This is a genomic window from Streptomyces sp. NBC_01460, from assembly GCF_036227405.1.
GTDB lineage: Bacteria > Actinomycetota > Actinomycetes > Streptomycetales > Streptomycetaceae > Streptomyces.
The window spans coordinates 2,843,546-2,866,650 of record NZ_CP109473.1; the positions used below are offsets into that span (position 1 = coordinate 2,843,546).

General features: G+C 71.2%; 15 protein-coding genes. 1 reads left to right on the top strand and 14 read right to left on the bottom strand.

Going from position 1 to position 23,105, the window contains the following annotated elements:
• Window positions 1–98: 98 nt before the first annotated feature.
• The 14 genes from OG488_RS12665 to OG488_RS12730 form a co-directional block, all read right to left on the bottom strand.
• Window positions 99–4,310 carry an Rne/Rng family ribonuclease gene (locus tag OG488_RS12665; protein WP_329228813.1) on the bottom strand — a complete coding sequence of 1,404 codons (4,212 nt, stop codon included), beginning with the start codon at window positions 4,308–4,310 and terminating at the stop codon, window positions 99–101.
• 228 nt (window positions 4,311–4,538) lie between these two features.
• Window positions 4,539–5,318: a TIGR03936 family radical SAM-associated protein gene (locus tag OG488_RS12670; protein ID WP_329228815.1), complete on the bottom strand. Its 780-nt coding sequence runs from the start codon at window positions 5,316–5,318 to the stop codon at window positions 4,539–4,541.
• A 122-nt stretch (window positions 5,319–5,440) separates the two neighbouring features.
• Window positions 5,441–6,574, bottom strand: a complete 1,134-nt coding sequence (locus tag OG488_RS12675; RefSeq protein ID WP_329228816.1) for a hypothetical protein — start codon at window positions 6,572–6,574, stop codon at window positions 5,441–5,443.
• Between the two features lie 75 nt (window positions 6,575–6,649).
• Entirely contained in the window at window positions 6,650–8,575 is a 1,926-nt protein-coding gene (locus OG488_RS12680) for a TIGR03960 family B12-binding radical SAM protein (RefSeq protein ID WP_329228818.1), read from the bottom strand.
• A 50-nt stretch (window positions 8,576–8,625) separates the two neighbouring features.
• Window positions 8,626–10,152 carry a CYTH and CHAD domain-containing protein gene (locus tag OG488_RS12685; RefSeq protein WP_329228820.1) on the bottom strand — a complete coding sequence of 509 codons (1,527 nt, stop codon included), beginning with the start codon at window positions 10,150–10,152 and terminating at the stop codon, window positions 8,626–8,628.
• Window positions 10,153–10,203: 51 nt separating this feature from the next.
• Window positions 10,204–11,397 carry a rod shape-determining protein RodA gene (gene rodA, locus OG488_RS12690; RefSeq protein ID WP_329228822.1) on the bottom strand — a complete coding sequence of 398 codons (1,194 nt, stop codon included), beginning with the start codon at window positions 11,395–11,397 and terminating at the stop codon, window positions 10,204–10,206.
• Window positions 11,397–13,571, bottom strand: a complete 2,175-nt coding sequence (gene mrdA, locus OG488_RS12695; RefSeq protein ID WP_329228823.1) for a penicillin-binding protein 2 — start codon at window positions 13,569–13,571, stop codon at window positions 11,397–11,399. Before mrdA ends, rodA begins: the two co-directional genes overlap by 1 nt.
• A 79-nt stretch (window positions 13,572–13,650) precedes the next feature.
• The gene (gene mreD / locus OG488_RS12700) at window positions 13,651–14,313 is read right to left on the bottom strand and encodes a rod shape-determining protein MreD (RefSeq protein WP_329228825.1); all 663 of its coding nucleotides are present in this window, start codon (window positions 14,311–14,313) and stop codon (window positions 13,651–13,653) included.
• 11 nt (window positions 14,314–14,324) lie between these two features.
• Complete coding sequence (gene mreC, locus OG488_RS12705; protein ID WP_329228827.1) at window positions 14,325–15,371, bottom strand: rod shape-determining protein MreC; 1,047 nt, start codon at window positions 15,369–15,371, stop codon at window positions 14,325–14,327.
• Between the two features lie 97 nt (window positions 15,372–15,468).
• Window positions 15,469–16,488 carry a rod shape-determining protein gene (locus OG488_RS12710; protein ID WP_073746922.1) on the bottom strand — a complete coding sequence of 340 codons (1,020 nt, stop codon included), beginning with the start codon at window positions 16,486–16,488 and terminating at the stop codon, window positions 15,469–15,471.
• Window positions 16,489–16,781: 293 nt separating this feature from the next.
• On the bottom strand, window positions 16,782–17,195 hold the full coding sequence (gene ndk / locus OG488_RS12715; protein ID WP_329228829.1) for a nucleoside-diphosphate kinase: 414 nt from the start codon (window positions 17,193–17,195) through the stop codon (window positions 16,782–16,784).
• Between the two features lie 85 nt (window positions 17,196–17,280).
• Entirely contained in the window at window positions 17,281–17,637 is a 357-nt protein-coding gene (locus tag OG488_RS12720; protein ID WP_329228830.1) for a DUF4233 domain-containing protein, read from the bottom strand.
• A 3-nt stretch (window positions 17,638–17,640) separates the two neighbouring features.
• The gene (gene folC, locus OG488_RS12725; protein ID WP_329228832.1) at window positions 17,641–19,164 is read right to left on the bottom strand and encodes a bifunctional tetrahydrofolate synthase/dihydrofolate synthase; all 1,524 of its coding nucleotides are present in this window, start codon (window positions 19,162–19,164) and stop codon (window positions 17,641–17,643) included.
• Window positions 19,165–19,300: 136 nt separating this feature from the next.
• Window positions 19,301–21,922, bottom strand: a complete 2,622-nt coding sequence (locus OG488_RS12730; RefSeq protein ID WP_329228834.1) for a valine--tRNA ligase — start codon at window positions 21,920–21,922, stop codon at window positions 19,301–19,303.
• A 137-nt stretch (window positions 21,923–22,059) separates the two neighbouring features.
• On the opposite strand from OG488_RS12730, the gene OG488_RS12735 reads away from it, so the two are divergent.
• Complete coding sequence (locus OG488_RS12735; RefSeq protein WP_329228836.1) at window positions 22,060–23,064, top strand: hypothetical protein; 1,005 nt, start codon at window positions 22,060–22,062, stop codon at window positions 23,062–23,064.
• Window positions 23,065–23,105 lie beyond the last annotated feature (41 nt).

Below are 23,105 nucleotides of genomic sequence, written 5' to 3' on the forward strand. Positions count from 1 at the left end.
CTCAGCCCTCCGGGCCGGGGCAGGAGGCAGAACGCACGTGTCCCGCCCCGAAGTGCTCGGGGCGGGACACGTGCGGACGAACGAGCGTCAGGCGGTCATCAGCTGCCCGAGGACCCACCCTCGCCGGTACGCGCGGAGGCGGCCACGGACGGCGACGACTGCTCGGCCGCGACGGTCTTCTTCGCCGCTGCCTTCTTCGTCGTCGTCTTCTTCGCCGCGGTCTTCTTCGCGACCGTCTTGGCGGCGGTCTTCTTGGTGGCCGCCTTCTTCGCCGTGGCCTTCTTCGCGGTCTTCCGCGCCGCGGTCTTCTTGACCGGGGCGTCCTGCTCCGCCGCCTCGGCGCCCGGGGCGTCGGGCGTGTCGGAGTCGGGGCCGTCGACCACGACGACCGCTGCCTCCTCGGCACCGGACGGCGACCCGGCCGGAGCGCTGACCTTGCGGGTCGCCCGGCGACGGGCGCGCGGCGGGGCCGCCGGAGCGGACTCCTCGTCAGCCGCGGGAGCCGTCGTCCCCTCCGAGGGAGCGGGCGCCGGGGCCGCGGGGGCCTCGACCACCGGGTCCTCGGCCGCGACGGGCTCCGCCGCGGGCTCGGCCGGCTGGACCGGCGGCGTCACGTCGGCCTGCTTGGGCGATCCCGCCGGGGCGGTCGCCTTCCGGGTCGCCCTGCGACGCGTACGCGCCGGAGGTGCGGCCTCGGCCTCGGGGGCCGCGGCCTCCACCGGGGTCTCGGCGACCGGCTCTGGCTGCGGCTCCGGCGCGGCGACCGGGGCCGCCGGGGCGGGCTCGGCCACCGGGGCGGGCGCGCCGGCCGGAGCCGTGACCTTGCGGGTCGCGCGCCTGCGGCCACGGCCGCGCGACGCTGCCGCCTCGGCCTCGGCCGGGCTGCTGTACAGCTCCTCGTCGGCGACGAACTCCGGCTCGGGGAGCGCCACCGGAGCGGCGACCTCGGCGGCCACCTCGGCCTCGGTCTCCGCCTCGGCCTCGGACGGCTGCTCGGCGTGCTCGTGCTCCTGGCCGTGCTCGTGCTCGTGACCCGCTCCGCCGCGGCCGCGCTTCTTGGAACGCTTGCCACCGCCACCGCCGCCGGCGGCCGTGGGCTGCTCCATGTGGACGATCACGCCGCGCCCGTTGCAGTGGACGCAGGTCTCGGAGAAGGACTCCAGCAGCCCCTGGCCCACCCGCTTGCGGGTCATCTGGACCAGGCCCAGCGACGTGACCTCGGCGACCTGGTGCTTCGTGCGGTCACGGCCCAGGCACTCCAGCAGCCGCCGCAGGACCAGGTCCCGGTTGGACTCCAGCACCATGTCGATGAAGTCGACGACGACGATGCCACCGAGGTCGCGCAGCCGCAGCTGGCGCACGATCTCCTCGGCCGCCTCCAGGTTGTTCTTGGTGACGGTCTCCTCGAGGTTTCCGCCCTGCCCGGTGAACTTGCCGGTGTTGACGTCGACGACGACCATCGCCTCGGTCTTGTCGATCACCAGCGAGCCGCCGCTCGGCAGGTAGACCTTGCGGTCCAGCGCCTTCATCAGCTGCTCGTCGATGCGGTACGTCGCGAAGACGTCGACCTCGGAGGTCCAGCGCGACAGCCGGTCCGTCAGGTCGGGTGCCACGTGCGAGACATAGCCGTGGATGGTCTCCCAGGCGTCGTCACCGCTGACGATCACCTTCGAGAAGTCCTCGTTGAAGATGTCGCGGACGACCCGGACGGTCATGTCCGGCTCGCCGTAGAGCAGCGTCGGCGCGTTGGAGCTGCTGGTGTTCTTCGACTTCTTCTGGATCTCTTCCCACTGCTGCTGCAGCCGCTCGACGTCACGGCGCAGCTCGTCCTCGCTCGCGCCCTCGGCGGCGGTGCGCACGATGACGCCCGCGTCCTCGGGGACGATCTTCTTGAGGATGGTCTTCAACCGGGCCCGCTCGGTGTCGGGCAGCTTGCGGCTGATCCCGGTCATCGAGCCCTCGGGCACGTAGACCAGGTACCGGCCGGGCAGCGAGACCTGGCTGGTCAGGCGGGCGCCCTTGTGGCCGATGGGGTCCTTCGTCACCTGGACGAGCACGGACTGGCCGGACTTCAGCGCGGTCTCGATGCGGCGCGGCCCGTGGGCCATGCCGAGCGCCTCGAAGTTGACCTCGCCCGCGTACAGGACGGCGTTGCGGCCCTTGCCGATGTCGACGAAGGCGGCCTCCATGGACGGCAGTACGTTCTGCACCTTGCCCAGGTAGACGTTGCCGACGTAGCTGGTGGCCTGCTCCTTGTTGACGTAGTGCTCGACGAGCACGTTGTCCTCGAGGACGCCGATCTGGGTGCGCTCGCCGCTCTGGCGGACGACCATGACGCGCTCGACGGCCTCACGGCGGGCCAGGAACTCGGCCTCCGTGATGATCGGGACACGGCGCCGGCCCTGCTCACGGCCCTCGCGGCGGCGCTGCTTCTTGGCCTCCATACGGGTCGAGCCCTTGATGGACTGGACCTCGTCGAAGCCGGTGCCGAGCTCGCGCTCGGCCTCCTTCTTGCGCGGCTCGCGGACCTTGACGACCGTACGCTCCGGGTCGTCCGTGCCTGTGCCGTGGTCCTCGCCGGACGCGTCCCCGCTGCGACGGCGACGGCGACGGCGGCGACGGCTGCTGCTGGAGCCGGAGGAGGACTCGTGGTCGTCGTCCTCGTCGTCGTCCTGCGCCTGCTGCTCGTCCTCGGAGCGGTCCGCGGCGGCGTCGTCCTGCTGCTCCGCGTCGTCCGTGTCGTTGGCCTCACCGCGACGGCGGCGACGGCCGCCACGACGGCGGCGGCGGGAGGGGCGGTCCCCGTACTCGTCCGTGTCGTCGCCCTCGTGCTCGGCGTCCGTCTCGGCGTCGGCCTCGTGCTCGTCCTCGACGGCGGCCGGGGCGGGAGCGGTCTGCTCGGCCGGAAGGGTGACCGGGGCCGCGGCCGGCTCGGTCTCGACGGCCTCGCCACGACGGCGGCGGCGACGGCGCGAACCACCCTGGGGCGCGGACTCGGCGGTCTCGGCGGGCGCTGCGGCCTCGGCGGGGGCGGCGGCCTCAGGGGCCTGCTGCCTGGCCTCGGCCTTGCGCGGCGCCCGCTCCTGGGCCTTCGGCTCCTCGACGTCGTCGCTCTCGTCGTACGCCGGGGCGGAACCCGCGGCAGCGGCGGCGGCAGCCGCGGACTCCGGGGTCTGGAACATCGGCTCGGCGAAGACCGGGGCCTGGAACACGGCCACGGCGGGGCGCGCGGCGCGACGGCCCTTGCGGGCCGGCTCCTCGGCCTTGCCCGTGAACTCGGGGCGGCCGGCCGCGGCGGTGGCGCGGCGGCGCTGACGGCCGCGCGGCGCGGCCTCCTCGACCTGCTCGGGCTCGGCGGCCAGTTCCTCGGCGACGGCGGCGGGGAGGCTCTCGGCCTGCTCGGCCGTCGCCTCGGCGACCTCTTCGACGGGCTGCGGGCTGCCGGCCGGGGCGCTCGCCTTGCGGGAGGCGCGACGGCGGGTACGTGCCGGGGGCGCGGCCTCGTCGGCCTCTTCGGCCCGAGCGGGCTCGACGGCCGGCTCGGCGACGGGTTCCGCCACGGTCACGGCCGGGGCGTCGGTGGTCTGCGCGGCCTGCGGCGCACCGGCCGGTGCGGACGCACGGCGCCTGGCACGGCCGCGCGGCGCGGCGGCGGGCTCGGCCGGCTCCGCGGCCGGGGCGGGCTCGGGAACCTCGGCCACGACGGTGTCCTGGACGACGGGCTCGGCCTCCTGCGGGGCGCCCGCCGGGGCGGTCGCCTTACGGGTGGCGCGGCGGCGGGAACGTGCCGGGGGCGCGGCCTCGACGACGGGGGCCTCGACGACCTCCTCGACGGCTTCCTCGGCCTCCTCCTCGGCGGGGGCGGTCTCCACGACCGGCTCCACGACCTCGGCGGTCTGCGGGGCACCCGCGGCAGCGGTCGCCTTGCGGACGGCACGGCGGCGCGCGCGGACCGGCGGAGCGGACTCCACCTGCTCGGCGGGCTCGGCCGGGGCGGGCTCCGCCACCGGGGTCTCCGCCACGGTCTCCGCGACCTCGGCGGTCTGCGGCGCACCGGCGGGGGCGGTCGCCTTACGGACGGCACGGCGACGCGGGCGGGCCGGGGGCGCGGCCTCGGCCACGGGGGCCTCGTCGGCGGCGGCCGGTGCGGCCGGCGTGACGTCCTCGGCGGGGGCCGTACCCGGTGCGCCCGTCGGCGGACCGGCGGGGCGGGAGGCCGCGCGGCGCCTGCGGCGCGGCGGCAGCTTGTCCCCGGGGGCGTTGCTGTCTTCTGTGTTTCCGGTCGTACCGGAATCGATCGGCTCGTGCATGCGGGCGGTTCTCCCGTCGCGCTCCCGGGCGCCGCGCCTGATTCCGGTCCGACGCGATGCGCGCGGTGTGCGCGCTACCGCCGTCCGGGGCGCGGGCGCCGCACGGGAACTGATGTCTGGCTCGCCGGTTCCGTACGCGTACGCACGGCCTGGCGAAAGTCTTATGGGGCGGTGCGCGGCCCGACCCAGGTGGCTCCCGAGTCCGAGGGCTGCGCTACAACGACCGCCTTACGCGGAACCTGCACCTTCCGGCGCCGTCGCGGCGGCGGCCGGATCGGCCGTGGATACGGCCGGGGCTGCCTCGCGGTCGGGCGCGAGCGGGTCGGTCACCGTGCCGGACTCCTCGTCGAAGAGCCCCTGCGCCAGCCTGGTCACCGCAGCGGGGACCGGCGGCGTTAGGTCGGCCACAGCTCGGAGACCGGACAGGACGTCGTCGGGTCGTACGGCAGGTGTCACGTGCCGCACTACCAGCCGCAGTATCGCACAGGGCCCGTCCCCGGACCTATCAGGCTGTGGATCACATGCCTCGAGGCCGGCGACGGCCGCACGGGCGTCGAAGGTGCGCACGCCGTTCTTCGCACGGCGCTGGACCTCGACGGTCCCGGCGGCCAGGAAGGCGGCGACGGCCTTCTCCGCGTCCTGCACGGCCACCCCGTCCAGCCGCATCTCCCATACGGAGGCGGTCAGCCGGTCGGCGAGGCCGGAGGTACGTGCCTCGACCGCGTCGATGATGTCGAGGCCCTCGGGCATCGACGCGTCGAGCAGCCCGCGCAGGGTGTCGGGATCCCGCACCTCGGTGAGGGCGATCTCCAGGAACTCGGCCTCGCTGCCCGTACCCGTGGGGGCGGCGTTGGCGTACGACACCTTCGGGTGCGGGGTGAAGCCGGCCGAGTAGGCCATGGGTACCTCGGAGCGGCGCAGCGCCCGCTCGAAGGCACGCTGGAAGTCTCTGTGACTGGTGAACCGGAGGCGGCCCCGCTTGGTGTAGCGCAGTCGGATGCGCTGCACCGCCGGTGCGGGCGGCGGGCCTTCGGGCTGTCGCTTGCCCAGTGGTTCTTCTCCTCGGTGCGGGGCGGCCGCGGTGGCGAGCCGTCCACGAAGTACGGGGTGCCCCGGGGTGCCGCTCCGGCTCACCCCCGCTCGGCCGTTTTGTCGGCGAGCAGGGAGATCTCGGGCGCGGGCGCCGCGCTGGGGACAGTCGTTGTCCTACCCAGGGTACGCGCAGCGGACCCTTCGAGTTCCCGCGCGTCCGTGACCTGGGGCGGTCCGACCAGAGCGCGCCATGCGTCCCGGCGCGCCGCGCGCAGGGTCGCGCGGGCCGAGGCCAGGGCGTCGCGGGCCGCGCGTCCCGCCTCCAGAGCCGCCCGCTTCACGGGCGCCCAGGCCACGTCACGCAGGAAGCGCCCGACCGGTGTGCACACCGTGCGGTAGGCCCAGGCCACCGGTGCTCCGACCAGGTGCCACGCCAGCCAGGCCAGCCCGCGGCCGACGGCGCGCGAGATGAACCCGGCGATCCTCCAGGCGACGCCGACGGCCGTCACGATCTCCCGGCCCACCGGGGCCAGGACGCGCCGGTACACCCAGACGACGGGCCGTACGAGAAGGGTGGTGACCAGCCACGCGGTTCCGGTCCACACTCCTCGGCCCAGAAACGCCAGCCCCCGCCCCAGCATCCCCAGCGTCCAGACGATCCCGTGACCCAGCGGCGTCAGCACGCTCCGGTAGACCCACACGAGGGGCAGCACGAGAAGGGTGGTGACCAGCCACGCGCCCGCGATGCCGAGCGGCCTGAGGAGGTAGCGCCACACCCCGACGGCCGGCCACACCAGGAGGAGGGTGACCAGCGCGGTCACCGCCGGGACCAGCAGTTCGGCGTACACCCACCGCAGCCCGTGTCCGACCGGGGTGAGCACCGCCCTGTGGAGCCACACCAGGGGGACGACGACTCCGTACCGGACGACCGGGACGACGACGTACCGCCAGAGCCCCACCCAGGGCCACACGAGGACGGCCACGGCCAGCCGGGCGAGCGCCTTGCCCACCGGGGTGAGCACTTGCTCGTGGAACCACCGCAGCGCCCGGCCCAGGGGGCGCAGCATGACCCGGTCCAGGAGGCGGCCGCCGGCGACGAGCAGGTCCCAGAGCATGCGGACCGGCAGGACGAGCACCAGCACCACGATCCGCACCGGAATCCTGACGAGGGTGGTCAGACAGCCCTCTCCGCCCTCGTACGGCGCGGGCGGGTGGTGCTTGTCGAGGTCCATGCCGGGGAAGACGCGAACGCCCGGCCCGGGGTTTCCCGGGCCGGGCGTTCGTCACCGGGCTGTCACCCGGGGGGCCTACTTCACGACCGTCAGCGGCAGGAGCTTCTTGCCGGTGGGGCCGATCTGGATGTCGAGGTCCAGCTGCGGGCACACGCCGCAGTCGAAGCACGGCGTCCAGCGGCAGTCCTCGACCTCGGTCTCGTCGAGCGAGTCCTGCCAGTCCTCCCAGAGCCAGTCCTTGTCGAGGCCGGAGTCCAGGTGGTCCCAGGGCAGGACCTCCTCGTACGTCCGCTCGCGGGTGGTGTACCAGTCGACGTCCACACCGAAGTCCGGCAGGGTCTTCCCGGCGCTCTTCATCCAGAGGTCGTAGCTGAAGTGCTCGCGCCAGCCGTCGAAACGGCCGCCGGACTCGTAGACCTCGCGGATGACGGAGCCGACGCGGCGGTCTCCGCGCGAGAGCAGGCCCTCGACGATGCCGGGCTTGCCGTCGTGGTAGCGGAAGCCGATGGAACGGCCGTACTTCTTGTCGTCGCGGATCTTGTCCCGGAGCTTCTTCAGCCGGGCGTCGGTGTCCTCGGCGCTGAGCTGCGGGGCCCACTGGAAGGGGGTGTGCGGCTTGGGCACGAAGCCGCCGATGGAGACGGTGCAGCGGATGTCGTTCTGACCGGAGACCTCGCGGCCCTTGGCGATGACGTTGACCGCCATGTCACCGATCTGGAGGACGTCCTCGTCGGTCTCGGTGGGCAGGCCGCACATGAAGTACAGCTTCACCTGGCGCCAGCCGTTGCCGTAGGCGGTGGAGACCGTGCGGATCAGGTCCTCCTCCGAGACCATCTTGTTGATGACCTTGCGCATGCGCTCGGAGCCGCCCTCGGGGGCGAAGGTGAGGCCCGACCTGCGGCCGTTGCGGGTCAGCTCGTTGGCCAGGTCCACGTTGAACGCGTCGACGCGGGTGGAGGGCAGCGAGAGCCCGATCTTGTCGTCCGTGTACCGGTCGGCGAGGCCCTTGGCGATGTCACCGATCTCGCTGTGGTCCGCGGAGGAGAGCGACAGGAGGCCGACCTCCTCGAAACCCGTGGCCTTGAGCCCCTTCTCCACCATCTCGCCGATGCCGGTGATGCTTCGCTCCCGCACGGGGCGCGTGATCATGCCGGCCTGGCAGAAGCGGCAGCCGCGGGTGCAGCCGCGGAAGATCTCGACGGACATCCGCTCGTGGACCGTCTCGGCGAGCGGGACGAGCGGCTGCTTCGGGTACGGCCATTCGTCGAGGTCCATGACGGTGTGCTTGGACACGCGCCACGGCACACCGGACCTGTTGGGCACGACGCGGCCGATACGGCCGTCGGGGAGGTACTCGACGTCGTAGAAGCCGGGGACGTAGACGCCGCCGGTCCGCGCGAGGCGGAACAGCACCTCTTCGCGTCCGCCGGGGCGGCCCTCGGCCTTCCAGGCGCGGATGATCTCGGTGATCTCCAGCACGGCCTGCTCGCCGTCACCGATGACCGCGCAGTCGATGAAGTCGGCGATCGGCTCGGGGTTGAACGCGGCGTGGCCGCCCGCCAGCACGATCGGGTGATCGACGGTGCGGTCCTTGGACTCCAGCGGGATGCCCGCGAGATCCAGGGCCGTGAGCATGTTGGTGTAGCCGAGCTCCGTGGAGAAGCTGAGGCCGAACACGTCGAAGGCTCCGACGGGACGGTGGCTGTCCACGGTGAACTGGGGCACCTTGTGCTCGCGCATCAGCTCCTCGAGGTCCGGCCACACGCTGTACGTGCGCTCGGCGAGGACGCCCTCGCGCTCGTTGAGCACCTCGTAGAGGATCATGACGCCCTGGTTGGGGAGTCCGACCTCGTAGGCGTCGGGGTACATGAGTGCCCAGCGGACGTCGCATTCGTCCCACGGTTTGACGGTGGAGTTCAGCTCACCGCCGACGTACTGGATGGGCTTCTGCACATGCGGGAGCAGAGCTTCGAGCTGCGGGAAGACCGACTCGGCAGACATCTGAGGACCTTCGTAGCTGGCAGGGGTGACCATCAAGCGTAACCCGGTGCTCAGCCTTCCAGTGCCGCGCGCGGTCCCGGCCGCGACGCCCGCGCCCAGACCTCGGGCAGTTCGCGTTCCCGTGCCTGGGCCGCCGCCTCCTCGTGGCCGTACAGGAGTCCCCAGGTGAAGGCGGACTCCCCGGCCCCGTGTGCCTGGACGGCCAGGGTGCGCAGGGCGTCCCGGGCGACGACGCTGTCCTGGTGGTCGCCGAGGACCGACTGGACCGACTTCATCCGTTCGGCGAACCTCTTCGCCGGCTTGCCGAGGGCGGGCCTGGCGGCCTCGGCGGCGTAGCGGACGCGTTTGGCGGCCTTGCGCGCCTCGTGCATCGCCACGTCACGCTCCTCGCCCGGCCGCCGCTCCAGCGCGTGCCCGACGCGGCCGGCCAGGCGCCCGTAGTCCTTGAGCACGGCGCGGGGCAGGGCGTCCCGCGGTGCCTCCGCGGCGGCGGGGAGCAGGGGCGGATCGGCGAGGAGGGCGTCCAGGGAGTCCAGCAGGGCCAGGTAGCGCTCCGCGTCGAGCACGGAGGCGACCCGCTGCCGCGAATCGGTGCGCCGGGCCGCGAAGGCGAGCTCCAGCCGGGCGTCGACCGGGCCCAGGACCAGGCCGGCGGGCAGCCCGGCGACGTGGGAGCGGAGCCGTGCGTCGAGGACTTCCCGGTCGCGGTCGGCCCCGAGCTCCGCGGCGAGCCACTTCAGCTCGGCGCGGAGGGGGTCGGTGACGGTCCGGTCGAGCAGCCGGCGGTACGTCCTGAAGGCGCTGCGCAGCCGCCGGGTGGCGACGCGCATGCGGTGCACGCTGTCGGGCAGGTCGCGGCGCACGGCGGGGTCGAGCGTGACGAGGGCGGCGACCTGGTGCCGTACGTAGGCGAGCACGTGGTCGCCCGCCGTGTGCGGGGAGGGCTGCTTCCTCGTCCGGCGCCGCTTCTCCGGGGCGGTCTGGGCGAGGGCCCTGGCGAGCTTGGACGGCGCCGCGGAGGGCCGGACGCCGGCCTTGCGCAGTCGCCGCTCGACGGCGCCGAGGACTGCCGGGTCGCCGTCGTCGGCCAGCTCGACCTCCATCTCGGTCCACGCGGAGGTGGTGCCGCGGCCTTCCTCGGTGAGGCGCTCCACGAGGACCTCGTCGATGCTCAGCTCGGCGAGCAGGGCGCCGTCCTCGTCGAGGAGGTGGTGGACGTCCCGCGAGGAGAGGATCCGCACGACGGGCACCACCGGTGCGTGCCGCACGCGGGAGCGGAGCAGTTCGGCGATGTCGGGCGGCAGGGCGTCGGCGAGCGGGGCCCGGATCTCGTCGCGTACGTCGGTGGAGACGGGGATCTTGAGATGCCAGCCGGCGTCGCCCCCGCCGGTCCTGCGGCGCAGGGTGAGGGAGTCCGCGGCCAGCCGGAAGTCCTCGGTGTCGTAGTAGACGGCGTCGAGCTCGGTGAGGCCCCGGTGGACGACGGCCGACACCCCGGCCGCCCGGGTCAGGTCCGGCAGCCGTGTCTCGGGAGTCGCTTCGTACTTCCGCTCGACCTCGCGCGTGGAGTCCGCCATAGGACGAATCTTTCCGCCCTGCGCGCGAACATGCAGGGCGGAAGGAATCGGTCAGGCCGACATCGGCCTCTGGACCTTGATCGACTGGAGCAGTCCGATCGCCACCCAGACGGCGAACATGGACGAGCCCCCGTACGAGACGAACGGCAGCGGGAGCCCGGCCACCGGCATGATCCCGAGTGTCATCCCGATGTTCTCGAAGGACTGGAAGGCGAACCAGGCGATGATGCCGGCGGCCACGACCGTGCCGTACAGCTCGGTCGTGCCCCTGGCGATCCGGCAGGCGCGCCACAGGACGACGCCGAGCAGGACGATGATCAGTCCGGCCCCCAGGAAGCCGAGCTCCTCGCCCGCGACGGTGAAGACGAAGTCGGTCTGCTGTTCGGGCACGAACTGCCCCGTCGTCTGGGAACCGTTGAAGAGCCCGGTGCCCGTGAGTCCGCCGGAGCCGATGGCGATGCGGGCCTGGTTGGTGTTGTAGCCGACGCCGGCCGGGTCGAGCGCCGGGTTGGCGAAGGCAGCGAAGCGGGCGATCTGGTAGTCGTCGAGGACCCCGAGCTGCCACACGGCGAGAGCACCCGCGGTGCCCGCCCCGAGGAGCCCGAAGATCCAGCGGTTGGACGCCCCGGAGGCCAGCAGCACGCCGAGCACGATGACGGCCATGACCATGACGGAGCCGAGGTCGGGCATCAGCATGACGATCGCCATCGGGATGACGGCCACCCCGAGGGCCTTGGCGACGGTCCGGTGGTCGGGATGCTGCTGGTCGCCGGCGTCGACGCGGGCGGCGAGCAGCATCGCCATGCCGAGGATGATCGTGATCTTGGTGAACTCGGACGGCTGGAGCGAGAACCCGCCGGGCAGGAGGATCCAGGCGTGCGCGCCGTTGACGGTCGCACCCAGCGGGGTGAGGACCGCGAGGACGAGCACGACCGAGATGCCGTAGAGGACCGGTACCGCTCCCCTCAGCGTCCGGTGACCGAGCCAGATCGTGCCGATCATCAGCGCGAAGCCGATGCCGGTGTTGAGAGCGTGCCGGAAGAGGAAGAAGTACGGGTCGCCGTGGGTGAGGGAGTCCCGGCCCCGGGTCGCCGACCAGACCAGGAGCGAGCCGACGAAGGACAGCGCGACGGCCGATCCGAGCAGGGGCCAGTCCAGCCGCCGCACGACGGAGTCGCGGGCGGTGAGCCTCACCCAGAGGGAGCGGTCCTCGGGGCCGTAGCGCGAGACGGAGAATCCGGCCATCAGTCACGCCTCCCGACGGTCGCCGGCAGGGCACCCGCGAGAGCCTGCGTGCCGTCGTCGACGGGCGCGGGGACGTACGGCCTGATCTTGGGCGACTCGATCTGTCCGTCCGGCTTGATCTTGGGCAGGGTCTTCTGCGGCGTGGGCAGCAGCGCCTTCTTGAGGTTCTGCTTGCCGCCGGCGTCGAGCCCGTAGAGCGCGTTGTAGATGTTGCGCACGGCGGGACCGGAGGCACCGGAACCCGTACCACCCTGGGAGATCGTCATGACGATCGAGTAGTCCTTGGTGTACGTGGCGAACCAGGAGGTCGTCTGCTTGCCGTAGACCTCGGCCGTGCCCGTCTTGGCGTGCATCGGGATCTTGTCCTGGGGCCATCCGCCGAACCGCCAGGCGGCGCTGCCCCGGGTCGCGACTCCCGCGAGGGCTTCGTCTATCTCGTCGCGGGTGTCTCCCTTGAAGGGCAGCTTCCCGTGCGCCTGGGGTGCGATCTCCTGGACGGTCCTGCCGTCACCGCTGACGACCGCCTTGCCGACGGTCGGGTCGTACAGGGTGCCGCCGTTGGAGATCGCGGAGTAGATGGTCGCCATCTGGATCGGGGTGACGAGCGTGTCGCCCTGCCCGATGGAGTAGTTGACCGAGTCACCGGCGCGCATCTTGTAGCCCTCGAGGCAGCCCTCGTACGCGATCTTCTCGACGTACGTGCCGTCCTTCTTGCCCTGCTTGCACCACGAGGTCTTGTTGGCGTCGTAGAAGCTCTGCTTCCACTGGCGGTCGGGGACGCGGCCGGGGACCTCGTTGGGGAGGTCGATGCCGGTCTCCTTGCCGAGGCCGAACTGGTGGGCCGTCCTGTAGAACCAGTCCGACGGGGTCTTCTTCGGCTTGTTGCCGCCGTCCTTCGCCCACTCCTTGTGCGCCAGGCCGTAGTAGACGGTGTCGCAGGAGACCTCGAGGGCACGGCCGATGCTGATGCTGCCGTAGCCCTGGGACTCGAAGTTCTTGAAGGTCTGGCCGCCGATGGAGTACGAGCTGGGGCACGGGTAGTTGCCGTCGAACGGGTACCCGGCGTTGACCGCCGCCGTCGAGGAGATGACCTTGAAGATGGAGCCGGGGGCCGCGGTGCCCTGGATGGCCCGGTTCAGCAGCGGGAAGTTGGACTTCTTGCCGGTGAGCTTGGCGTAGTCCTTGGCGGAGATGCCGCCGATCCAGGCGTTCGGGTCGTACGTCGGCAGGGACGCCATGGACACGATCCGGCCGGTCTTGGCCTCCATGACGACGACGGCGCCGGAGTCGGCCTTGTACAGCTCGTTGGTGTTGCGGTCCATCTCCTTGCGGGCGGTCTCCATGGCCTTGTTCAGCTCGTACTCGGCCACGGCCTGGACCCGGGCGTCGATGGAGGTGACCACGCTGGACCCGGGCTCCGCCTCGTCGTTCTGTGCCTGGCCGATGACACGGCCGAGGTTGTCGACCTCGTAGCGGGTGACGCCGGCCTTGCCGCGGAGTTCCTTGTCGTACGTGCGCTCCAGGCCGGAGCGGCCGACCTGGTCGGAGCGGAGGTAGGGCGAGTCGGTGTCCTGGGCCTTGGTGACCTCTTCGTCGGTGACCGGCGAGAGGTAACCGAGGACCTGGGCGGTGTTGGCCTTGCCCGGTGCGGCGTAGCGGCGTACGGCGGTGGGTTCGGCGGTGATGCCGGGGAAGTCCTCGGCACGCTCACGGATCGTGAGGGCCTGCTGGGTGGTGGCCTCGTCGGTGACGGGGATCGGCTGGTAGGGCGAGCCGTTCCAGCAGGGCTGCGGGGTCTTGGCGTCGCAGAGCCGGACCTTGTCCCGCACGTCCTCGGGCTTCATGTCGAGCACGTCGGCGAGCCGGGTGAGGACGGCGACCCCGTCGTCCTTCATCTTCATCAGCTCGGTGCGGCTCGCGGAGACCACGAGGCGGGTCTCGTTGTCCGCGAGCGGGACGCCCCGCGCGTCGAGGATGGCCCCCCGGACGGCGGGCTGCACGACCTGCTGGACGTGGTTGTTCTTCGCCTCGTCGGTGTACTCCTGCCCGTTGCGGATCTGGAGGTACCAGAGCCGGCCGCCGAGCGTCAGGAGCAGGGAGAAGACGAGGACCTGGATGACGACGAGACGGATCTGGACCCGCGGGGTCCGTCCGGTCTCCGGAATGTTGCTCACGGTGCGCCCCCGGTGGTGGTGGGTCGGCCGGGGGTGCGGGGGTTGCTGCCCCCGGTGCCCGCCCGGTGCCGGTACGGCCTCACAGTCGCTTGACCCCCTTGATCCTTCCCGCGCGCGAGGCGCGGCTGCGGGCCGCCCTCAGGCGCATCCCGCCGCGCTGGTCGCCGATCCGCAGCCCGGTGCCCGAGGCCAGCCAGCCCGCGGCGACGTCACCGCTGCCGGAGCTGTCGGCGACCGGGTCGTTCACCGTGCGTCTGGCGAGCGCCATGATCAGCGGAACGGTGAACGGCGCGAGCAGCAGGTCGTACACCGCGGCGGTGAACAGCAGGCTGCCCAGGCCCACGTGACGGGCCGCCGTGTCGTTGACGAGGGCGCCGACACCGGCGTACAGCAGGGTCGACCCGAGGGCCGCCGCGACGACGAAGGCCATCGGGGTGAAGGCCGACTTGAGCTGGCCGTTCTCGGGGCGGGCCATTCCGGCGAGGTAGCCGATGACGCAGAGCACCAGGGCGTAGCGCCCGGCCGCGTGGTCCGCGGGCGGTGCGAGGTCGGCGAGGAGGCCCGCGCCGAATCCGATGAGGGCGCCGCTGACCGGCCCGTACACGAAGGCGAGTCCGAGGACGACGAGGAGCAGCAGGTCGGGGGTGGCGCCGGGGAGCTGGAGCCGGGCGAGGACGGAGACCTGGATGACGAGGGCGACCACGACCAGGGCGACGGAGAGCAGAGTCCTGTTCAAGCGCATGGGGATCAGCTCTATTCCTGCTCGTTCGCCGCGTCACCGGCGGCCGGGTCGGGGCTGCCGGAGGCGCCGGCCGAGGCGGACGCGTCGGGCTTCTCGTTGATGTTCCCGACGACCTTTCCGCTGCCGTCGACGAGGTCGCCGTTCGGCTGGACGGTGACGGTGACGGTCGGGGTGGGCTTGGGCTTCTCCGGCTTCTTGGGCTGCTTCGGCAGCACCATGTCGCGGGGGTCCTCACGGGGCGCCTGGACGACGATGCCCACGATGTCGAGCTTGGTGAAGCCGACGAACGGCTCGACGTAGACGGTCCGGGTCAGGTCACCCCCGGACGGGTCCACGCGCACGACCTGGCCGACCGGCACGCCGGGCACGAAGGGCTTGTCCTTGCTGGAGCCGAAGGTGACGAGCCGGTCGCCCTTCTTCACCTCGGCCTTGCCGTTGAGGAACTGGACCGAGAGCGGCCGGGAGCCCTGCCCGGTGGCGAAGCCGAGCTCGTCGGTCTTCTCCAGCCGGGTGCCGACGGTGAAGTCGGGATCGTTGGCCAGCAGGACGGTCGCGGTGTTCGGGCCGACGGTCGTGACCCTGCCGACGAGCCCTTCGCCGTTCAGTACGGTCATGTCGCGCGTGAGGCCGTCGGCGGCCCCGGCGTCGATGGTGATGGTCCAGGAGAAGCCCTGGGCCGCTCCTATGGCGATGACCTCGGCGGCCTTGATGCCGTACTGGCCGGCCCCCGCGCTCTTCAGCATGGTGTCGAGCTGACGGACCTTGCTGGCGTTGCGGTCGTCGCTGCCGAGCTTCGTCTTCAGCGTGGCGTTCTCGTGCTCCAGGGCCGCGATCCGGTCGTGCCGGTCACCGGAGTCCCGTACGGCGCCGATGGCGTTGCCCACCGGGTCCACCGCCGCGGAGACGCCGTTCTCGACCGGTCCGAAGACCGTGGCTGCGGCCTGCCGGGCTCCGTCGACCGGAGACTCCTCGCCACCGCGGATATCCACCGTGATCAGGGCGAATGCGATGGCGATCAGCAGCACCAGGAGCAGCCGGCTCTCTCGTGTGTCCCTCACGTGCGGCGGCCGTGCCTTCCTCGTCGGAATGTTCGTGCCTGTATACCAACATTCCGCCGTACGGGACGGCAGTGCCCGTACGGCGGAACAGCGTGTTCTAGCGTCGGGGCTGGGCGTCCAGCACCTGCTGGAGCGCCTCGAACTCCTCGACGCACTTGCCGGATCCGAGCGCCACCGAGTCCAGCGGGTCCTCGGCGATGTGGATCGGCATGCCCGTCTCGTGACGGAGCCGCTCGTCGAGTCCGCGCAGGAGCGCGCCGCCGCCGGTGAGGACGATGCCGCGGTCCATGACGTCACCGGAGAGCTCCGGCGGGCACTTGTCGAGCGTCGTCTTCACGGCGTCGACGATCGCGTTGACCGGCTCCTCGATGGCCTTGCGGACCTCGGTCGCGGAGATGACCACGGTCTTGGGCAGGCCGGAGACGAGGTCGCGTCCGCGGATCTCGGTGTGCTCGTCCTTCTCCATCTCGAACGCGGAGCCGATCGTGATCTTGATCTGTTCGGCGGTGCGCTCACCGAGGAGGAGGGAGTACTCCTTCTTGATGTGCTGGATGATCGCGTTGTCCAGCTCGTCGCCGGCGACCCGGATCGACTGGGCAGTGACGATTCCGCCGAGCGAGATCACGGCGACCTCGGTGGTGCCGCCACCGATGTCGACGACCATGTTCCCGGTGGCCTCGTGGACCGGCAGGCCGGAGCCGATGGCCGCGGCCATGGGCTCCTCGATGATGTGCACCTGGCGCGCGCCGGCCTGCGTCGACGCCTCGATGACGGCGCGTCGCTCGACCCCTGTGATGCCGGAGGGCACACAGACGACGACCCGCGGGCGGGCCAGGTAGCGGCGCTTGTGGATCTTGAGGATGAAGTAGCGGAGCATGCGCTCCGTGATCTCGAAGTCGGCGATCACGCCGTCCTTCAGGGGCCGCACGGCAACGATGTTGCCCGGTGTGCGGCCGATCATCTTCTTTGCCTCGGCGCCGACCGCCAGGATTCCGCCGGTGTTGGTGTTGATGGCCACGACGGACGGCTCGTTCAGAACGATGCCGCGCCCCCTGACGTACACCAGCGTGTTGGCAGTCCCGAGGTCGATAGCCATGTCACGGCCGATGAACGACATTGAGTTCCCCTTGTTCCCCATGAGGATGCGTCGGGCCTTCCCAAGAAGCGAAGAATGGCTTGATTTGAGTAGGCGAGGGTTGGCGCTGCGGGCGTGGAAGCTTCCATCGTAGTGCCGTATGCGCGGACACAGCGCGAGGGTCCTTCGCCATGGCGAGCGGAACGGCTACCCGTTCCACCCATGGTGACGTTACGTCGGAGGGATGCGTTCCCGCGATACGTGACCCTATGCCGAAGGGCGACCGAATTACTTCGGTCGCCCCAGGTCATGAGCGCTGATTGGCGGAGCCGAAGTCAGGAAAGTCCGGGAAAGAACAGCTTGAGTTCCCGCTCAGCGGACTCCTCGGAGTCCGAGGCGTGGATGAGGTTCTCCCGGGTGATCGACCCGAAGTCACCGCGGATCGAGCCGGGCGCGGCGGCGATCGGGTCGGTGGGACCGGCCAGCGCGCGGACGCCCTCGATCACCCGCTCGCCTTCGGCCACCAGGGCGACGACGGGGCCGGATGCCATGAACTCGACGAGCGGCTCGTAGAACGGGCGGCCCTGGTGCTCGCCGTAGTGCTGCTCCAGGGTCTCCTGGTCGAGCGTGCGCAGCTCCAGCGCGGTGATCGTCCAGCCGGCCTTGCGTTCGATGCGGCCGACGATCTCGCCGATCAGCCCACGCCGTACGGCGTCGGGCTTGAGAAGGACGAGGGTGCGCTGAGTCATGTGCGGCTCCTTGCGGGCTTTCGGTGCGGGTGAGGGCGAGATTACAGGGGGACGCCGACGGCCTCACGGCCGGGCTTACACAGCGTCACCCTTGGGCCGGAGCCTGTGTGCTCTCCTGCGCCGCCCACCGCGCCTTGGCCTCGTCGATCCTGCGCCCGTAGTGCACCGAGGCCCACCACAGGGCGGCGAAGACCACGCCCAGGATGAACATCATCGGGACGAAGAAACCGCTGAGCACGAGCAGGACCTGGAGCGCCCAGCCGAGCTGAACGCCACCGGGCCGGGTGAGCACACCGCAGAGCAGGACGGACAGCAGCATGCCGATGCCGCAGACCGTCCAGACGGTGCCCATGGACATGTCGTCGGACTTCATCGCCACGAGACCGGCGAAGCCGATGACGAAGAATTCACCGATCAGCGTCGATGCACAGAGCGTACGCACAGGTCAGCGCCTTCCCAGGAGCAGCCGGGCTTCGCCGACCGTGATCACGGATCCGGTCACCAGGACTCCGGCGCCCGCATATTCGGCTTCTTCCTCGGCGAGCGTGATGGCCGCCTCCAGCGCGTCGTCCAGACGCGGCTCGACCTGGACGCGTTCGTTGCCGAAGACCTCGACGGCGACCGCGGCGAGCGCGTCCGCGTCCATGGCCCGCCGGCTGGAGTTCTGGGTCACGACGACTTCGGCGAAGATCGGCTCGAAGGCTTCGAGCAGCCCCCGGACGTCCTTGTCGTCACTCGCGCCGACGACGCCGATCAGCCGGGAGAAGCTGAACGCCTCGGAGACGCCCTCCGCGGCGGCGAGGGCACCGGCCGGGTTGTGCGCCGCGTCCAGGACGACCGTCGGGCTGGACCTGACGACCTCCAGGCGGCCCGGCGAGAGGACGGACAGGAAGGCCTTGCGGACCGCTTCCACGTCGAGGCTGCGGGCCTGCTCCGCCCCGATGCCGAAGAACGCCTCGACGGCGGCGAGCGCCACCGCGGCGTTGTGCGCCTGGTGCGCCCCGTAGAGCGGCAGGAAGATGTTGTCGTACTCGCCGCCCAGGCCCCGCAGGGTCAGCAGCTGGCCGCCGACCGCGATCTCACGGGAGACGATGCCGAACTCCATGCCCTCACGGGCGACCGTGGCGTCGACCTCGACGGCCTTCTTCAGCATGACCTGCGCGGCGTCGACCGGCTGCTGTGCCAGGATCACCGTCGCGCCCTGCTTGACGATGCCGGACTTCTCACCGGCGATCTCGGCGGCGGTGGAGCCGAGGCGGTCGGTGTGGTCCAGCGAGATGGGGGTGACGACGGCGACCGAGGCGTCGATGACGTTCGTCGCGTCCCAGGTGCCGCCCATGCCGACCTCGACGACCGCGACGTCGACCGGCGCGTCGGCGAACGCCGCGTACGCCATGCCCGTCAGCACCTCGAAGAACGAGAGCCGGTAGGGCTGCTGGGCGTCGACCATCTCGACGTACGGCTTGATGTCGTTGTACGTCTCGATGAAACGCTCGGCCTCGATGGGCGCGCCGTCCAGGCTGATCCGCTCGGTGATCGACTGGACGTGCGGGGAGGTGTAGCGGCCGGTGCGGAGCTCGAAGGCGCCCAGCAGGGCCTCGATCATGCGGGCCGTGCTGGTCTTGCCGTTGGTCCCTGTGATGTGGATCGAGGGGTAGGCGCGCTGGGGCTCGCCCAGGACGTCCATCAGGGCCGCGATGCGGGTCACCGACGGCTCGAGCTTGGTCTCGCCCCACCGGCCGGCGAGCTCCTGCTCCACCTCGCGCAGTGCCCTGTCGGTCTCGGGGTCGGCCGGGCGGTCGGGGACGGCCTCACCCTGCGGCGGGCCCGACTGGGCGCGCAGCGTCCGGCTCCCGGCCTCGATCACCGCCAGGTCGGGGTCGCGCTGGGTCTCTTCGTCGACGATCTCCGCGAAGGTGTCGTCGGGATCGGACGCGTCGTGCCGGTCTGAAGGGCGGGGCTCACTCACAGGGCCAGTCTACGGATGGCCGCGGACATCGCACGCAGCGCCCGCCGCCGCGCTCCCTCCCCACCCGGCCCCGGGGTACGGCGAAGCCCCCGCGCTCCCGGTCGGTCGGGGGTGCGGGGGCTCCGGCTTCAGGTCATCAGGCCCCGGGCAGGTTCGCCAGCTGGGCGCTGATCCGCTCGATGTCGGCCTCCGCCTTGGCGAGCCGGCCACGGATCTTGTCGACCACGTTGTCCGGTGCCTTGGCGAGGAAGGCCTCGTTGCCGAGCTTGCCGGTGGCCTGGGCCTTCTCCTTCTCGGCGGCGCCCAGGTCCTTCGTCAGGCGCTTGCGCTCGGCCTCGACGTCGATGGTGCCGGACAGGTCGAGGGCGACCGTGGCTCCGGCGACCGGCAGCGTGGCCGTCGCGTGGAAGCCGTCCCCGGCCGGCTGCAGGCGCAGCAGCTGGCGGATGGCCGCCTCGTGCGGGGCGAGCACCGTACCGGTGACGGTCAGCTCGGCCGGGACCTTCTGGCCGGGCTGCAGGCCCTGGTCCGAGCGGAAGCGGCGGACCTCGGTGACGACCTGCTGGACGAGCTCGATCTCCTTCTCGGCGGCCTCGTCACGGAAGCCGCTGTCCTTGGGCCAGTCGGCGACGACGACGGACTCCTGACCGGTGAGGGTCGTCCAGAGCTGCTCGGTCACGAACGGGACGATCGGGTGCAGCAGCCGGAGCGTGACGTCCAGGACCTCGCCGAGGACCCGGGCGGACACCTGCGCCTGCTCGCCGCCGGCGAAGAACGTGGTCTTCGACAGCTCGACGTACCAGTCGAAGACCTCGTCCCACGCGAAGTGGTAGAGGGCGTCGCTGAGCTTGGCGAACTGGAAGTCCTCGTAGAACGCGTCGGCGTCGGCGACGGTCTTGTTCAGCCGCGACAGGATCCAGCGGTCGGTGGCCGAGAGCTTCTCGACGGGCGGGAGCTCCCCCTCCACCGTCGCGCCGTTCATCATCGCGAAACGGGTCGCGTTCCAGATCTTGTTGGCGAAGTTGCGGGAGGCCTGGACCCAGTCCTCGCCGATCGGGACGTCGGTACCGGGGTTGGCGCCCTTGGCGAGGGTGAAGCGGACGGCGTCGGAGCCGTACGTGTCCATCCAGTCGAGCGGGTCGACGACGTTGCCGAAGGACTTCGACATCTTCTTGCCGCGCTCGTCACGGACCAGACCGGTGAGTGCGATCGTCTTGAACGGGGCCTCGCCGTCCATGACGTACAGGCCGAACATCATCATCCGGGCGACCCAGAAGAAGATGATGTCGTGGCCGGTGACGAGGACGTCGGTCGGATAGAACTTCTTGAGGTCCGGGGTCTCCTCGGGCCAGCCGAGCGTGGAGAACGGCCAGAGACCGGACGAGAACCAGGTGTCCAGGACGTCGTTGTCCTGGGTCCAGCCCTCGCCGGTGGGCGGCTGCTCGTCGGGGCCGACGCAGACGACCTCGCCCTCGGGGCCGTACCAGACGGGGATGCGGTGGCCCCACCAGAGCTGGCGCGAGATGCACCAGTCGTTGAGGTTGTCGACCCAGTCGAAGTACCGCTTCTCCATCTCCTTGGGGTGGATCGCGACCCGGCCGTCACGGACCGCGTCACCGGCGGCCTTGGCGAGGGTCTCGACCTTGACCCACCACTGGAGCGACAGCCGGGGCTCGACGGTCGTGCGGCAGCGGGAGCAGTGGCCGACGGAGTGGACGTACGGGCGCTTCTCGGCCACGATCCGGCCCTGCCCTCGCAGCGCGCCGACGATAGCGGAACGGGCCTCGAAACGGTCGAGGCCCTCGAACGGGCCGGCGACGGTGATGACACCGCGCTCGTCCATGACGGTCATCGACTCCAGGCCGTGGCGCTGGCCGATCGCGAAGTCGTTCGGGTCGTGCGCCGGGGTCACCTTGACGGCGCCCGTGCCGAACTCCGGGTCGACGTGGTGGTCGGCGACGACCGGGATCGTGCGGTCGGTGAGCGGCAGCTTGATCCGCTTGCCGATGAGGTGCGTGTACCGGGCGTCGTCCGGGTGGACGGCGACCGCGGTGTCACCCAGCATCGTCTCGGCGCGCGTCGTGGCGACGACCAGCGTCTCCTCGCCCTCGCCGTACCGGATCGAGACGAGCTCGCCGTCGTCGTCCTGGTAGTCGACCTCGATGTCGGAGATCGCGGTGAGACAGCGGGGGCACCAGTTGATGATGCGCTCGGCGCGGTAGATCAGCTCGTCGTCGTAGAGCCGCTTGAAGATCGTCTGGACGGCGGCGGACAGCCCCTCGTCCATGGTGAAGCGCTCACGGGACCAGTCGACTCCGTCGCCGAGGCGGCGCATCTGGCCGAGGATCTTGCCGCCGTACTCTTCCTTCCACTGCCAGACGCGCTCGACGAACTCCTCGCGCCCCAGGTCGTGGCGGGACTTGCCCTCCTCGCCGAGCTGCTGCTCGACCTTGTTCTGGGTGGCGATGCCGGCGTGGTCCATGCCGGGCAGCCACAGCGCCTCGTACCCCTGCATCCGCTTGCGACGGGTGAGGGCGTCCATGAGCGTGTGCTGGAAGGCGTGGCCCAGGTGGAGGGAACCGGTGACGTTGGGCGGCGGGATGACGATCGTGTACGGAGGCTTCTCGCTCTCGGGGTCCGCCGTGAAGTAACCGCGCTCCACCCAGCGCTCGTACAGCTTCCCCTCTACCTCGGCCGGCGCGTACTGGGTCGGCAGTTCGGGGATGCTGGCTGGCTGCTGCGCTGCGTTCTCGGTCACGGCACACAGTTTAGGGGCGTCACAGTCGTGCACTGAAACCGGTTTGTTCAGTAACGGTGTACGTGCGGATTCCCTAAGTGAGCGCCGCTTCCGTCAGGATGTTCGGAACGCATAAGCATTCTGGAGGGGACAGCGCCATGAGCTACAACCAGCCGGGCCCGTACGGCGGGCAGCCGCCGCAGGGCCAGCCCGGACCGTACGGCCAGCAGCCGGGTCCGTACGGCCAGCAGCCCGGCCCGTACGGGGGCCCGCCGCCGCAGCCGCCGCAGGGCCAGCCCGGCTACGGCTACCCGCAGCAGGCGCCCCAGGGTGTCCCGCCGCAGCAGCAGCCGCCTCAGCCGGGCTACGGCTACCCGCAGCAGCCCGGCCCGTACGGCCAGCAGCCGCCCACCCCGCCGTACGGCGGGCAGCAGGCGTACCCCGGCATGCCGCCGCAGCCCGGTGCGCCGAAGAAGAAGACGGGCCTGATCATCGGTGCGGCCGTCGTGGCGCTGGCCGTGGTGGCGGGCGGGGTGTACTTCCTGACCTCGGGCGGCGGCAACGGTGACGTGGCCGACTCCACCAAGGGCTACAAGATCACTCCGGCCGCCTCGGTGGGCGACTACAAGAAGAGCGACAAGAGCTCGTCCTCGGACACGATGACGAGCAAGGAGAAGACCGAGGCCGAGGCCCTGGGCATCAAGGACGCCCACAAGGCCGAGGCCCAGTACCAGAGCGGCGAGCTCGAGAAGAATCCCCTCACGACCAAGATGCTCATGCTGTACGGCAATTGGGGTGAGGTCTCCGACCCGGCGAAGGCCCTCGACGGCATGTTCGCACAGGCCAAGCTCGGGATGGCCGAGAGCGGGGACGAGGGGGATGCCACCCTGGTCGGCAGCCCCAAGAGCGTCACGCCCGAAGGCTTCGAGGGTGCACTGATGAAGTGCCAGGAGATGAAGGTGGTCAACGACGAGGCCGACGGCACCGCGGCAGGGGGGCCCAAGGAGATGGTGATGCCCGTCTGCATCTGGGCCGACTACAGCACTGTCGCGGCCGTCATCGGCGTCGACATCGGCGCGGCGATGACCAACAAGTCCATGACGCAGGACGAGACGGCCGCCCTCGCGGCCAAGCTCTACAACACCTCGCGCACCAAGGTCTGACCCGCAACGCCGAAGGGGCGCCCGGCCGTCGGCCGGGCGCC